The organism is Gordonia alkaliphila (assembly GCF_039542465.1).
GTDB lineage: Bacteria > Actinomycetota > Actinomycetes > Mycobacteriales > Mycobacteriaceae > Gordonia > Gordonia alkaliphila.
Window position 1 is genome coordinate 44,095 of record NZ_BAABIE010000001.1, and the last position, 13,359, is coordinate 57,453.

Sequence of the window (13,359 nt, forward strand, 5' to 3'; positions counted from 1 at the left end):
ATAGGGTATCTGCGTCACCGAACCAGTAGGGTTGTCGGCGAACAGGAGGAGCACCTGACATGGCTGCGATTGTGCTGATCGGCGCCCAATGGGGCGACGAGGGCAAGGGTAAGGCGACCGATCTACTGGGCGGAAAGCTCCAGTGGGTGGTCCGCTACCAGGGCGGAAACAACGCGGGACACACTGTGGTCCTGCCGAGCGGCGAGACCTTCGCCCTCCATTTGATCCCGTCCGGCATCCTCACCCCGGGCGTCAACAACGTGATCGGCAACGGCGTGGTCGTGGACCCGTCGGTGTTGCTCAACGAGCTCAAGGGGCTGGAGGATCGCGGCGTCGACACCACCGGCCTGATGATCTCCGCGGACGCGCATCTGCTGATGCCGTACCACGTGGCCATCGACAAGGTCACCGAGCGATTCCTCGGCAACAACAAGATCGGCACCACCGGTCGCGGCATCGGCCCCTGCTACCAGGACAAGATCGCCCGCGTCGGCGTGCGTGTGGCCGACGTGCTCGACGAGAAGATCCTCACCCAGAAGGTCGAAGCCGCCCTGGAGTTCAAGAACCAGGTGCTCACCAAGATCTACAACCGCAAGGGCCTCGACGCCCAGCAGGTGGTGGACGAGACGCTGGAGCTGGCCGAAGGCTTCAAGCACCGCATCGCCAACACCCAGCTGCTGCTGAACCAGGCGCTCGAGCGCGGCGAGACCGTGCTCCTCGAGGGCAGCCAGGGCACGCTCCTCGACGTCGACCACGGCACCTACCCATACGTGACGTCGTCGAACCCCACCGCCGGCGGCGCCGCCGTGGGCGCGGGCCTCGGTCCGAACAAGATCGAGACCGTGCTGGGCATCCTGAAGGCGTACACCACGCGTGTCGGCGAGGGACCGTTCCCCACCGAGCTGTTCGACGAGTGGGGCGAGTACCTGGCCGTGACCGGCGGCGAAGTGGGTGTGACCACCGGTCGCGCCCGTCGCTGCGGCTGGTTCGACGCCGTGATCGCGCGCTATGCGACGCGCATCAACGGCATCACCGACTACTTCCTCACCAAGCTCGACGTGCTGTCCGGGATCGCGGAGATCCCGATCTGCGTGGCCTACGACGTCGACGGCGTGCGGCACGACGAGATGCCGATGACGCAGACCGGCTTCCACCACGCGAAGCCGATCTTCGAGTCGATGCCCGGCTGGACCGAGGACATCTCGGGCTGCCGCAGCTTCGACGAGCTCCCGGTGAACGCGCAGAACTACATTCTGCGGCTGGAGGAGCTGTCCGGCGCCTACATGTCGTGCATCGGTGTGGGCCCGGGCCGGGATCAGACGATCGTGCGCCGCGAACTGGTCTGACCGACCTCCGGTGCCCGGCAGGTTCTCGACACCCCGTCGCCGCGCATCCCGGATCAGCCGGGATTACGGCTCCATTCTGCTGGGCTCCGCCGACCAGGACACTCGGCGGGTCCGTATCCGGATCCAGGTCCTGCTGACCGGTGCGCTGATCTTCGCGAACCTGGTCGGCATCGTGATCGCGGTGTCGCTGGGCGCGGTCGGCATCCCCGAGCCGTCGTTCCTGCGGCGCGATCTGCTCCTGATCAATGTGGTCGGGATCCCGGTGTACTGCGCGAGCGCACTGCTGCTCGGCGCCGTCTTCGGCACACTGATCGTCACCCGCGGGCTGCGGTGGTCGATCAACGACCAGATCCCGACGCCGGTAGACGTGCGGCGCACGTTCACCGCCCGCCGTCGGCTCATGTGGATGCAGTTCCTCTTCTGGCTGGGTGCCGCCGTGCTGTTCGGCTTCCTCTACGGCGCCGTCGACACCGAACTGGTGCCCAAAGCGGTCCTGATCACCCTCATGTGCGGGCTGGTGGTGGTGGCCATCTCCAACCTGTTGACCGACCTGCTGCTGCGCCCGGTGTTCGCGAAGATCCTGCAGGCCGGTCTCGGCTGGCGCGGTTCGTCGGTGCGGTCGCGCGCGCTGTCGGCCTGGCTGGTGGGCACCGGGGTGCCGCTGGTGGGGATCTTCCTGGTGGTCTTCTTCGCGGCGTTCTCGCCGGACACGTCCAAGATGAACGTGTTCGTCTCGGTCACCGTGCTGACCGCCGTCGCCGTCGGCGTCGGCATGCTGGTGATGATCCTGTTCGCGTGGAGCGTGACCGGCCCGATCAGTAGCGTGCGCGCCGGGATGGCGCGGGTGCGCGGCGGCGACGTGGCGGTGGAGAACGACCTGGTGGTCTACGACGCCTCCGAACTCGGCGAACTGCAGTTCGGCTTCAATAACATGGTCGCGGGCCTGCGCGAGCAGGAACGCATGCGGGACCTGTTCGACCGGCACGTCGGACGCGACGTGGCCTCCGCCGCGTTGGCGGCCGATCCGGAGCTCGGCGGCGCCGAACGCGTGGTGGCGGTGGTCTTCGTCGACGTCATCGGGTCCACGCAGCTCGCCATTCGACGCTCGCCCACCGAGGTGGTGGACCTGCTGAACCAGTTCTTCGGGGTGATCGTGGAGGCCACCGAACGCAACGACGGACTGGTCAACAAATTCGAGGGCGACGCCGTCCTGTCGATCTTCGGCGCTCCGGTGGGGATCGACGACCCGGCCGGCGCCGCGCTGCGGGCGGCCCGGGAGATCGCGCAACGACTGCGCACCGAAGTGCCCGACCTGCAGGCCGGGATCGGCGTGAGTTACGGCACCGTGGTGGCCGGCAATGTCGGCGCCATCTCGCGCTTCGAATACACGGTGATCGGCGATCCGGTGAACGAGAGCGCGCGGATCTCCGAATCGGCCAAGCAGGACCCGCGGGTGCCCTGGGCCAGCGGACGAGTGGTCGATGCCGCCGAGCCGAGCGAGCGCACGCGCTGGAAGCCGGTGGAGAGCGTGGTGCTGCGCGGGCGCGACGAGCCGACGCAGCTGTACGTCCCGCGGCTGATCCCGAATGCGGTGGCGGACGAGTCGGACGAGGTTTCGCCGTAGACTGCGGGGCATGACGTCGCCCCAGGAATCCGACGCCGCCGCACCCGCCGCGGACCTCGGCCCGTTCGGTCCCGCCGAAGTATTCGGCACCCCCTGCTCGCCCAATGCGGTGAAAGTGATGCTGCTCGGGTCCGGTGAACTCGGCAAAGAGGTCACCATCGCGCTGCAACGACTCGGCGTGGAGGTGATCGCCGTCGATCGGTACGCGGGCGCGCCCGCGCACCAGGTGGCGCACACCGCCGAGGTGATCGACATGATGGATCCGCTCGCGGTGCGCGCCGTGATCGACAAGCACCGGCCCCGCTACGTGCTGCCGGAGATCGAGGCCATCGCCACCGACGCGCTGGTCGCGGTCGAAGCCGAGGGGCTGGCCGAGGTGATTCCCAGCGCCAAGGGCGTCTCGCTGACCCTGGACCGCGAAGGCATCCGCCGGATGGCCGACGAGGAGCTGGGCCTGCCGACCTCGGCGTACCTGTTCGCCGACACGGTCGAGGAACTGCGCGCGGGCGCCTACCGGGTGGGCTATCCGTGCGTGGTGAAGCCGGTGATGTCGTCGTCGGGCAAGGGCCAATCGGTGATGCGCAGCGAGGCCGATGTCGACTCGGCGTGGGAGATCGCCATGACCGGCGGTCGGGTCAGCAGCAAACGCGTCATCGTCGAGCGATTCGTCGACTTCGACTACGAGGTGACGCTCCTGACGGTGCGGGCCGTGGATCCGGCCACCGGCGAGTTGGCGACCTACTTCTGCGAGCCGATCGGCCACCGGCAGAGCGACGGCGACTACGTGGAGAGCTGGCAGCCGCAGCCGATGAGCGAGATCGCGTACGGCGCGGCCCGGTCGATCGCGGCCCGCGTGGTCTCGGCGATGGGCGCGGCCGATCAGCGGTTCAGCGGTCGCGGCGTCTTCGGCGTGGAACTGTTCATCAAGGGCGACGAGGTGTTCTTCTCCGAGGTCAGCCCCCGCCCGCACGACACCGGGCTGGTAACGCTGGCGACCCAGCGGCTGTCCGAGTTCGAACTGCATGCGCGCGCGGTCCTCGGCCTCCCGGTGACCACCGAGCTGCGCTCGCCGGGCGCTTCCGCGGTGATCTACGGTCGGCACGACGAAGAGGCGATCCGGTTCGCCGGGGTGGCGCAGGCGCTCGCCGACCCGCAGGTGGACCTGCGGCTGTTCGGCAAGCCGGAGAGCTTCGCCAAGCGGCGCATGGGCGTGGCCGTCGCGACCGGCGTCGACACCGACCAGGCACGACGACGCGCCACCCACGCCGCCGACCTCGTGATCCCGCTGGCCGCCGACGATCCGATTCCGGCCGCCGCGACCCCGGCGGCCCCGACCCCGTCTGCCCCGACCCCGTCTGCGCCCGAGCAGACCGTGATCGGTGCTCCCGTGGTGCGTCCGCCGGTGCCGCCGCAGGGCCGTCCGCCGTTCCCGTCCCCGGGAGTGACCCAGCCGGGAGTGACTCAGCCCCAGCCGGGCCGTCGGCCGCCGTTCCCGCCGCAGGGACCCCCGCCGGGTGGTCCGCGTCCGCCGCGCGGCATGCCCGGTCCGGCCGGCCCCGGCGGTCAGCGCCCCGCCGGCCCGCCCCCGCCCGGTCCGCACCCGCCGCGTTCCTGACCGATCGGCACCACCAGCGGGCCACCGGAGACCGGATCGGTCACCACCAGCGCGGCCAGTCCGAAGGCCTCGAGCAGCAGCTCGGGGGTGAGGATCTCGCGCGGTGCGCCCTGCGCGATCACCGCGCCGTCGGCCATCACCACGATCCAGTCACTGTACCGGGCGGCGAGATTGAGGTCGTGCAGCACCATCACCACGGTCTTGCCGTGCTCGTGTTTGAGGGCGTGGACCAGGTCGAGCACCTCCACCGAATGGGCGAGGTCGAGATAGGTGGTCGGTTCGTCGAGCAGCAGGAGATCGGTCTCCTGCGCGAGGGTGAGGGCGATCCACACCCGCTGCCGTTGACCGCCGGACAGTGCTTCGATCGGGCGGTCGGAGAGCTCGGCGGTGTGCGTCATCGCCATCGCGCGGTCGACGGCGGCCGCGTCGTCGCTGCTCCATTGGCGATACCAGGACTGATGCGGATGGCGGCCCCGCGCCACCAGGTCGGCGACGAGCACGCCTTCCGGTGCCACCGGCTGCTGCGGCAGCAGCCCCAGGGTCTGGGCCACGGTCCGGGGCCGCAGCGAACGGATGTCGTGGCCGTCGAGCGTCACGGTCCCGGTGCGGGCCGGCAGCAGCCGCGCGAGGGCTCGGAGCATGGTCGACTTCCCGCAGCCGTTGGGCCCGATGATCGTGGTGATCGCATCGTCGGGGACCGCGAAATCCTGGCGGTCGATGATGAGCCGGCCGTCGTAGCCCACGGACAGGTCGTCGGCGCGTAAACGAGTCATGCGGTGGCCTTTCGAGCGGTGGTGATCATCAGGTAGATCAGGAAGGGGCCGCCGACGGCCGCGGTGACCACGCCGACGGGCAGGCCGTCGGGCAGCGCGGTGCGGGTGAGGACGTCGGCGAGAAGCACGAGGACGGCGCCGAGGAGGCCGGACGTGATCGGCGGCGGGGTGCCCGAACGCGCCAAGCGCAGGGCGATCTGGGGTGCGAGCAGGCCGACGAACGCGATCGGACCGGCTGCCGACACGGACAGCGCGGCGACGATCACCGCGACCACGAGGGTGCCGGCGATCGCCGGACCCCCGCGCACGCCGAGGCCGCGGGCGGTGTCGACGCCGAGGCCGAGCGTGCGCAGGTCGCGAGCAACGATGATCGACCAGCCGGTGCCGATCACCACGGCGACGAGCGCGGCGGGCACCACCTGCCAGCTGCCGTACGACACCGAACCGACGATCCAGCGCTGGGCGCGGGCCGCGTCCCACTCCTGGGCGCGGGCCAGTAGGAAGCCGACGAGGGCCTGCAGCATCGCGGTCAGGCCGACGCCGACGAGGATCAACCGCAGGGTGCTCATGCTCAACTCGCTGCCGCGCCGGAACGACAACGCGTACATCGCCGCGGCAGCGATCAGCCCGCCGAGCAGCGCGGCGACCGGGACGCCGAGATCGCTCAGCCACGCGTCCCCGGCGGCGCCCAGGGTGATGGCGGCGACCGCGCCGATGCTCGCGCCGGCGGTGATGCCGAGGAGGTCCGGCGTGGCCAGCGGGTTGCGGGTGATGAGCTGGGTCAACGACCCGGCCAGGCCCAGCCCGAAGCCGACCAGCCCGGCGATCAGTGCGCGGGGGAGGGCGTCGTCGAAGACCACCACGTTCTCCGCGCGGGTGCCGCCGCCGAGCAGGATGCGGGCTACGTCGACCGGCGTGGTGAAGCCGATCGCGACGCTGACCAGGAAGGCGACCGCCGCCACCGCGGACGCGGCGACGCCGATCAGCAGCAGGCGGCGGTTCACCGGCCACGTCGCGGGCCCGACGGCGATGGTCGGGCGTCGATCCAGGGGAGTGGTACTCATACGGCAGGCAACCTCCGGCGGCGCACCATCAGGATCAAGGCCGGGCCGCCGACCAGGGCCAGCATCACCCCGGCAGGCACTTCGCCGGGACGGGCGACGACGCGGCCCAGCACGTCGCAGCCGACCAGCAGGGCGGCGCCGAGCAACGCCGAGAAGGGCACCACCCAGCGATAGTCGGGGCCGGTGATGGCCCGTGCGAGGTGGGGGACCACCAGACCGAGGAAGGCGATGGGCCCGCACGCAGCGGTGGCCGCACCGGCCAACAGGGTGATGGTGGCGACGCCGGAGAGCCGGATCAGCCGGACCCGTCCGCCGAGCGCGGTGGCCATGTCATCGCCCAGGCTGAGGAGATTGAGGAACCAGCCGCCGGCCAGCGCTGCGAAGAGGCCGACGAGGACGAGAGGTGCGACGGTCGCGAGGACGTCGGCGCCGCGACCGCCGAGCGCGCCGACGTTCCACGTGCGCCAGGCGTCGAGCGTGGCGCCGTCGGACAGCACGATCGCGGACGTCACCGCCATCAGGAACGCGGTCAGTCCGGCGCCAGCGAGCACCAGGGTCAGCGGCGTCGCACCGGACACATTGGCCAGCGCGAAGACCGCGACCGACGCCAGGCCCGCACCGATCAGGGCGGCCGCGGCGGTGGATACCGTGCCGGTGGTGCCGAAGACGAAGACTCCGATCACCACCGCGCACGCTGCGCCCGCATTGATGCCGAGGAGCCCGGGATCGGCGAGCGGGTTGCGAATGTGCCCCTGGGTCAGTGCGCCCGCGGCGCCCAGCGCTGCACCGGCGAGCAGTCCGAGGGCCGTGCGGGTGAGCCGACCATCGATCAATTTCGCGATCTCGCCGTCGACCCTGTCGCGATGGAAGAGGCCGTCGACGACGGTGCCGTAGCCCAGATCGTGCGGCCCCAACCCGGATCCGACCGCCACCGACACCACGCATAATCCGGTGAGCAGTACACCGAGAAGCAGCGCCCCGCTCACCCTTGTCATGAAGGGTAACCTTACCTAACTAGCTCGTCCCGAGGTTACCCGGTGGTGACCTCACCCGTAACGTTTCACGGCACAGAGGCCGATAAGTCCTTGTGAATAGGAACTGATCCCTGTTACGCAGGATGCGGGGGCCGTCGCACTCGAAGGCTGCCGAACTCGCATCGTTGGAACACCTCTGACTGACTGAGACATACGGAACGAAGGGCATGAACATGAAGAAGCTTCTCACTCGCGCGGCCATTGCGGTGACCGCAGCCGGCTCCATCGGCGCCAGCACCCTCATGGCTGCAGCCCCCGCCGAAGCTGCTGTGCCGAACCTTCGCGTCAGCGGCGCCGTGACCTGTAACTTCGGCATGCAGCCGGGGCAGCCGTGGACCGCCGGCATCTGGAACATGACCCGCGTCCTTCGGGTGACCGCCGACGCCGGCAACTTCAAGAACGTCACGCTCCAGGAGATCAACGGCCCGAAGAAGTTCGCGCCCTGGCTCTCCTCGACCGGCAAGATCGGCGACAAGAAGGTGCCTCGCACCCTCGAGATCAAGACCGTCTGGCCGGGCTGCTTCCCGTCGTCGATCGCCGGCTACGCGATCTCGGACTACCAGGAGAACCTGCTCGACAACGCCGGATTCTGGTGGAACCTGCGTGAGGTCCCGCGCGGTGAGAAGAAGCCCGACAGCAACACCGCGCCGACCCAGCTGTCCGGCGGCGGCATCGACGACCCCCGCGCACCGCAGATCCCCGGCGTCAACTGACCCCACCCGGATCTCCCGGACGCAGACCAGCGGCCCGCCCCGAAAGGAGCGGGCCGCCGGCGTTTGTGCGGGTGCCGGTCGCTAGCTCTTGGCGACCTTGCCGGGCTCGGAGGCGGCGAGCATCTCGTGACGCTCGACGACCTTCTTACGGTCGCGGCCCTCGGCGGCGCCGAGACCGCGCTCGTACTCGTCCAGGCGGTACCAGCCGTCCCAGGTGGTGTACGGGACCTGACGGCTCTCCAGCAGGTCGATCACGGCGTCCTCGCCGGGCGTGGTCGGCTCGTTGAGCGCGCCGTTCACCATGTCCTCCACCAGGCATTCGACGGTCTCGTTGGCGTCGCCCTTGGTGTGGCCGATCAGGCCGACGGGTCCGCGCTTGATCCACCCGGTGGTGTAGAGCCCGGTCACGTGCTTGCCCTCGTCGAAGACGCGGCCCGCTTCGTTGGGGATCACGCCGGCCTGCGAGTCGAACGGGATCTCCGGCAGGTTGTCCGAGAGGTAGCCGACGGCGCGGTACACCGCGCCCAGGTCCCAGTCGGTGGTGCGGCCGGTGCCCTTGACGTTGCCGGTGCCGTCGAGCTCGGTGCGCTCGGTGCGCAGGCCCACGACCTTGCCGTCCTCGCCGAGGATCTCCACCGGGCTCTCGAAGAAGTGCAGGAAGAGCTTGTGGATCGCGCCCTGCTTGGGCTCGTGGATGGCGTAGTTCTCGATGATCGTCGCCACCTGGTCGGTGATCTTGGAGGCGCGACGGGCCACGGCGGAACCCTCGTCGTACTCGATGTCCTCCGGGTTCACCACCACCTCGATGTTCGGCGAGTGGTCGAGCTCCTTGAGCTCGAGCGGCGTGAACTTCGCCTGGGCGGGGCCGCGTCGACCGAAGACGTGCACCTCGACGGCCTTGTTGGCCTTCAAGCCCTGGTAGACGTTGTCCGGGATCTCGGTGGGGAGCAGTTCGTCGCCGGTCTTGGCGAGCACGCGGGCCACGTCGAGCGCGACGTTGCCGACACCGATCACGGCGACCTTCTCCGCTTCCAGCGGCCATTCGCGCGGGAAGTCCGGGTGGCCGTCGTACCAGGCGACGAACTCGGCGGCGCCGTAGCTGCCGTCCAGGTCGACGCCCGGGATCTTGAGTTCCCGGTCGTCGGTCGCCCCGGTGGAGAAGACGATCGCGTCGTAGTGGGTCTTCAGATCGGCCAGCGTGATGTCGGTGCCGTAGTCGATGTTGCCGAGCAGGCGAACCTGCGGCTTGTCGAGCACCTTGTGCAGCGCGGTGATGATGCCCTTGATGCGGGGATGGTCGGGCGCGACGCCGTATCGGATCAGGCCGAACGGGGCCGGCATGCGCTCGTACAGGTCGATGCTGACCCCGCGGGCGGCGGCCGTGTCCGACTTCATCAGCGCGTCGGCACAGTAGATCCCGGCGGGGCCGGCTCCGACGATCGCTACGCGCAGCGGGCGGCTGTTCTCACTCATTGGTCAGTCGCTTCCTCAGCTGAAAGAACGTGTGGTACTTCCACGGTATGCGCTGGTGAGTCAGCACCAAAATTTCCACTGAGGCTGCCCTCACTAATACCGAAACTGCGGCAAACCCTTGACTCGGGAGGCGATGATCGGCTAATGGCGCGTCCCGTGCCGGAGACCGGGGCGGGTCCGGAACGGGGCGGGCCGATAGAATCGGCCCTCATGAGCGACCAGAGCCCCGGCGGCGCCGACTATCCGAACTCCAAGCGCACCCCGGACGGCTACCCCGAAGCCATGGCCGAGGAGTTCGGTTCGGACGATCCGGGACGCAGTCGCTGGCCCTTCATGGTGGCCCTCGGTTTCGTGGTGCTCCTGATCGCCGTGATCGCCGGGGTGGCGCTGATCGACCCGCCCGCGGAGCGGCTCAGTGATTCGGCGCAGGTGCAGCACACGGTGAACGACGCGTTCACCGCGCGCAACTCGCTGAACTACGAGCAGTACCGCGATGCCCACTGCGAGGCCGATCGGCAGGCCGCCGACTTCCCGACCGATGCGGAGTTCGCCGATGAGAACCGCAAGGCGCGGGACGAGCACGGCCAGATCGTGATCCCGGACATGGCGGTGGAGATGCAGGGCGACGTGGCCGCGGTCCAGGTGAACTGGCACCGCGAGGACACGCCCGACGAGAAGCAGACGACCGACCTGACGGTGATCCGCCAGGGCGACGAATGGAAGGTGTGCAACGCATGAGCTACGCCGGTGACGTGACCCCGCAGGAAGCCTGGGAGCGCCTGCAGAACAACCCGAAAGCCGTCCTGGTGGACTGCCGCACCGAAGCCGAATGGTCCTTCGTCGGGGTTCCGGACCTGAGCGGAATCGGCAAGCAGGCCGTCCTCATCGAATGGATCGGTTTCCCGGGTGGGACGCCGAACACCCGCTTCGTGGAGCAGCTGCGGGCGGCCGGCGTGGCCGACGACGCCGAACTGCTGCTGCTGTGCCGCTCGGGCGCCCGCTCGATCAGCGCCGCCGAGGCCGCCACCGCGGACGGAATCGCGGGGGCGTACAACATTCTGGACGGGTTCGAAGGCGCGCTGGACGAAGCCGGCCACCGTGGATCCACCGGTTGGCGCGCTGTCGGCCTGCCCTGGCGTCAGCAGTAGAAAAGGGGACATTGATGAGCCGTGACCTGCCTGAATGGGTATCGCCCGAAACCGTGGCGGTCCGCGGGGGAACCATGCGGTCGGGGTTCTTCGAGACCTCGGAGGCGCTCTTCCTCAACAGCGGCTACGTCTACGACTCGGCCGCGGCCGCCGAACGCGCCTTCACCGGTGAGGACAAGCGGTTCGTCTACTCGCGGTACGGCAACCCGACGGTGGAGATGTTCACCGAGCGGCTCCGGCAGATCGAGGGGACCGAAGCGGGCTTCGCGACCGCCAGCGGCATGGCGGCGGTCTTCGTGGCGCTCGGCGCGCTGCTGAAGAAGGGCAGCCGCCTGGTGGCCGCCCGCAGTCTGTTCGGCTCGTGCTTCGTGGTGTGCAACGAGATCCTCCCGTCGTGGGGCGTGGAGACCGTCTTCGTCGACGGCGAAGACCTCGCGCAGTGGGAGCAGGCGCTCTCGGTGCCGACCGACGCGGTGTTCTTCGAGACGCCGTCGAACCCGATGCAGACCCTGGTGGACGTCCGCGCCGTGGCCGACCTGGCGCACGCCGCCGGTGCGCAGGTGGTCCTCGACAACGTCTTCGCGACGCCGCTGCTGCAGCGCGGCCCGGAGATGGGCGCCGACGTGATCGTGTACTCGGGCACCAAGCACATCGACGGGCAGGGCCGCGTGATGGGCGGCGCGGTGCTCGGTACCAGCGAATTCATCGACGGCCCGGTGCGCGCGCTGATGCGGCACACCGGTCCGGCGCTGAGCCCGTTCAACGCCTGGGTGATGCTCAAGGGCCTGGAGACCATGAAGCTGCGGCTGGACCAGTCGGTCGCCAGTGCGCTGGCGATCGCCGAGTTCCTCGACGTCGATCCGCGCGTGGCCACCACGCTGTACCCGTTCCTGCCGTCGCACCCGCAGTACGAGCTGGCGCGGTCGCAGATGTCCGGCGGCGGCACCGTGATCACGTTCGAATTGGCCGAGCGGCCCGGGAAGTCGGCGAAGGAACGTGCCTTCGAGGTGCTCGACGGCCTGGCGATCATCGACATCTCCAACAACCTCGGCGACGCGAAGAGCCTGATCACCCACCCGGCGACCACCACGCACCGCGCGATGGGGCCGGACGGTCGTGCGGCCATCGGCCTCACCGACGCCATGGTGCGCCTGTCGGTGGGCCTGGAGAACGTCGACGACCTGATCCGCGACCTGGATCAGGCGCTCGGGTAGGTCCGCCGCCGCGGCGGCCCGCGCCTAAGCGATCGGGTCGAGCCCCAGGGCTCGGCGCGCGGTGCGGAACTTGGCCGTCGTCTCGGCCACCTCCGCGTCCGGATCGGAGTCGGCGACGATGCCGCCGCCCGCCCAGGCGCGGACCGTGCGGTGGTCGGCACCGAGCTCCAGGCAGCGGATGGACACCAGCCATTCTCCGTCGCCCGCGGCATCGCACCAGCCGACCGTGCCCGCGTAGAACTCGCGGGGACCTTCGAGTTCGGTGATCAGCGCGGTCGCCGCGTCGGTCGGGGTGCCGCCCACCGCCGGCGTGGGGCTCAGCAGCGCAGCCAGATCCAGTGCGGTGACCGTGTCGTCGGCCAGCCGGCCGCGGATCGGCGTGGCCAGGTGCCACATCTCGCCCGTCGACATCAGGACCGGACGGGCGGGCACGTCGACTTCCACGCAGAGCGGGGCCAGTCGGGTGCGCAGATCGGCGACCACGAAGGCGTGCTCGGCGAGGTCCTTGCTCGACTGCAGAAGCTGCTGTGCCGCGGCCTGGTCGGCGACCGGGTCGGCCTGACGGGGCGCGGATCCGGCGTACGGGTGGCACGTGACGGTGCGGCCTGCGCGGCGGACCAGGAGTTCCGGGCTCGCGCCGAGCAGCCACTGTCCGGCGTGGCCGGGGGCGGCGTCGAGGGTGGCGCCGAAGATCGCCGCGCCGGGCCCGATGTGGGCGAAGGCGGCCAGCAGATCGGTGGGCGCGACGGCCGACTCCAGCGTCCACTCCGCTTGTCGGGCCAACACCACCTTCGCCACGGTGCCCGCGTCGATGGCGGCCAGTGCTGCGCGCACCCGCGCGGCGTGCTCGGCCGCGGGGGTGAGGGTTTCGGCGAGGAGGCGCGCGGGTCGGGGCGGATGCGCCCGCAGCGGCGCCGAGTGGGACCATCGTTCGGGAACGGTGAGAGCGGCCGCGGCGGCCGTGTCGAAACCGAGGGCACCGGTCACCACGGGGGCGGATCCGGCGGCCAACGCGGCCCGCGCCGGGGCCACCGCGTCGAAGCCGGCGGTGACGCCCTCACCGCGACAACCGTGCCCGTCGCGGGCGAGGACGAAACTGGGCTGCGGCACGGGTCCACGCTACTGCCCGCCGGTCCGCGACCTGCGTCACAGTCGCGAAAGGGCAGGTCAGGCTAGTTAAACTCACCGCGCTCCTAACCGTCGCGGGAGCGTCGCCGATTCGGCACAGTAGTCAGCGGGTCACGAGTATCAGCGTCTAAGCCCGGGCTGGCTGATCGGCAACCCTCCACCGCGGTGGGGTGCTCCCGGTGACGACCCGGCTGTCGGCCGACTGGTCGCGGCAAGCGCGGATTCGC

At 70.0% G+C, this 13,359-nt stretch carries 12 protein-coding genes and 1 riboswitch; of the genes, 7 read left to right on the plus strand and 5 right to left on the minus strand.

The annotated features are described in order from the left end of the window. The first annotated feature begins 59 nt into the window (after positions 1–59). Genes ABD989_RS00210 through purT form a run of 3 tightly spaced genes read left to right on the plus strand, consistent with a single transcriptional unit; the run spans position 60 to position 4,585 of the window. The gene (locus tag ABD989_RS00210) at positions 60–1,346 is read left to right on the plus strand and encodes an adenylosuccinate synthase (RefSeq protein WP_345311992.1); all 1,287 of its coding nucleotides are present in this window, start codon (positions 60–62) and stop codon (positions 1,344–1,346) included. A gap of 10 nt (positions 1,347–1,356) precedes the next feature. Continuing rightward, positions 1,357–2,970 carry an adenylate/guanylate cyclase domain-containing protein gene (locus tag ABD989_RS00215; RefSeq protein WP_345311993.1) on the plus strand — a complete coding sequence of 538 codons (1,614 nt, stop codon included), beginning with the start codon at positions 1,357–1,359 and terminating at the stop codon, positions 2,968–2,970. A gap of 10 nt (positions 2,971–2,980) precedes the next feature. Then, on the plus strand, positions 2,981–4,585 hold the full coding sequence (purT, locus tag ABD989_RS00220) for a formate-dependent phosphoribosylglycinamide formyltransferase (RefSeq protein ID WP_345311994.1): 1,605 nt from the start codon (positions 2,981–2,983) through the stop codon (positions 4,583–4,585). Here purT and ABD989_RS00225 read toward each other — a convergent pair. The 3 genes from ABD989_RS00225 to ABD989_RS00235 are packed head-to-tail and all read right to left on the minus strand — an operon-like array spanning position 4,534 to position 7,417. Further along, positions 4,534–5,358 carry an ABC transporter ATP-binding protein gene (locus tag ABD989_RS00225; protein ID WP_345311995.1) on the minus strand — a complete coding sequence of 275 codons (825 nt, stop codon included), beginning with the start codon at positions 5,356–5,358 and terminating at the stop codon, positions 4,534–4,536. The genes purT and ABD989_RS00225 overlap by 52 nt on opposite strands. After that, positions 5,355–6,422, minus strand: a complete 1,068-nt coding sequence (locus ABD989_RS00230; protein WP_345311996.1) for a FecCD family ABC transporter permease — start codon at positions 6,420–6,422, stop codon at positions 5,355–5,357. The genes ABD989_RS00225 and ABD989_RS00230 overlap by 4 nt, the downstream gene beginning before the upstream one ends. Further along, on the minus strand, positions 6,419–7,417 hold the full coding sequence (locus ABD989_RS00235; protein WP_345311997.1) for a FecCD family ABC transporter permease: 999 nt from the start codon (positions 7,415–7,417) through the stop codon (positions 6,419–6,421). The genes ABD989_RS00230 and ABD989_RS00235 overlap by 4 nt, the downstream gene beginning before the upstream one ends. Before the next feature lie 212 nt (positions 7,418–7,629). Here ABD989_RS00235 and ABD989_RS00240 point away from each other — a divergent pair, with 212 nt between their 5' ends. Beyond that, positions 7,630–8,169 (plus strand): hypothetical protein, encoded by a 540-nt coding sequence (locus ABD989_RS00240; protein ID WP_345311998.1) that lies wholly within the window; start codon positions 7,630–7,632, stop codon positions 8,167–8,169. A gap of 81 nt (positions 8,170–8,250) precedes the next feature. Here ABD989_RS00240 and ABD989_RS00245 read toward each other — a convergent pair whose 3' ends face one another. After that, a complete protein-coding gene (locus ABD989_RS00245; RefSeq protein ID WP_345311999.1) occupies positions 8,251–9,642 on the minus strand; it encodes an FAD-dependent oxidoreductase in 1,392 nt (463 codons plus the stop codon). Between the two features lie 210 nt (positions 9,643–9,852). Here ABD989_RS00245 and ABD989_RS00250 point away from each other — a divergent pair, with 210 nt between their 5' ends. From ABD989_RS00250 to ABD989_RS00260, 3 genes are read left to right on the plus strand one after another with little or no spacing between them, the layout of a single operon-like run. Further along, complete coding sequence (locus tag ABD989_RS00250; protein ID WP_345312000.1) at positions 9,853–10,380, plus strand: Rv0361 family membrane protein; 528 nt, start codon at positions 9,853–9,855, stop codon at positions 10,378–10,380. Beyond that, positions 10,377–10,790, plus strand: coding sequence for a rhodanese-like domain-containing protein (locus ABD989_RS00255; RefSeq protein ID WP_345312001.1), 414 nt, complete (start codon positions 10,377–10,379; stop codon positions 10,788–10,790). The genes ABD989_RS00250 and ABD989_RS00255 overlap by 4 nt, the downstream gene beginning before the upstream one ends. A 14-nt stretch (positions 10,791–10,804) precedes the next feature. Further along, on the plus strand, positions 10,805–12,004 hold the full coding sequence (locus ABD989_RS00260) for an O-succinylhomoserine sulfhydrylase (protein WP_345312002.1): 1,200 nt from the start codon (positions 10,805–10,807) through the stop codon (positions 12,002–12,004). A gap of 24 nt (positions 12,005–12,028) precedes the next feature. Here the strand turns inward: ABD989_RS00260 and ABD989_RS00265 are convergent, their stop codons facing one another. Then, a complete protein-coding gene (locus tag ABD989_RS00265) occupies positions 12,029–13,114 on the minus strand; it encodes an isochorismate synthase (protein ID WP_345312003.1) in 1,086 nt (361 codons plus the stop codon). 127 nt (positions 13,115–13,241) lie between these two features. Beyond that, positions 13,242–13,356: riboswitch (SAM riboswitch) on the plus strand. Positions 13,357–13,359: the final 3 nt, after the last annotated feature.

Bases quoted from the DNA above. Each gene is read 5' to 3' on its own strand.
- ABD989_RS00255 (WP_345312001.1), top strand. From the start codon at position 10,377: ATGAGCTACGCCGGTGACGTGACCCCGCAGGAAGCCTGGGAGCGCCTG.
- ABD989_RS00210 (WP_345311992.1), top strand. From the start codon at position 60: ATGGCTGCGATTGTGCTGATCGGCGCCCAATGGGGCGACGAGGGCAAG.
- ABD989_RS00230 (WP_345311996.1), bottom strand. From the start codon at position 6,422: ATGAGTACCACTCCCCTGGATCGACGCCCGACCATCGCCGTCGGGCCC.
- ABD989_RS00260 (WP_345312002.1), top strand. From the start codon at position 10,805: ATGAGCCGTGACCTGCCTGAATGGGTATCGCCCGAAACCGTGGCGGTC.
- ABD989_RS00245 (WP_345311999.1), bottom strand. From the start codon at position 9,642: ATGAGTGAGAACAGCCGCCCGCTGCGCGTAGCGATCGTCGGAGCCGGC.
- ABD989_RS00250 (WP_345312000.1), top strand. From the start codon at position 9,853: ATGAGCGACCAGAGCCCCGGCGGCGCCGACTATCCGAACTCCAAGCGC.
- ABD989_RS00235 (WP_345311997.1), bottom strand. From the start codon at position 7,417: ATGACAAGGGTGAGCGGGGCGCTGCTTCTCGGTGTACTGCTCACCGGA.
- purT (WP_345311994.1), top strand. From the start codon at position 2,981: ATGACGTCGCCCCAGGAATCCGACGCCGCCGCACCCGCCGCGGACCTC.
- ABD989_RS00240 (WP_345311998.1), top strand. From the start codon at position 7,630: ATGAAGAAGCTTCTCACTCGCGCGGCCATTGCGGTGACCGCAGCCGGC.
- ABD989_RS00225 (WP_345311995.1), bottom strand. From the start codon at position 5,358: ATGACTCGTTTACGCGCCGACGACCTGTCCGTGGGCTACGACGGCCGG.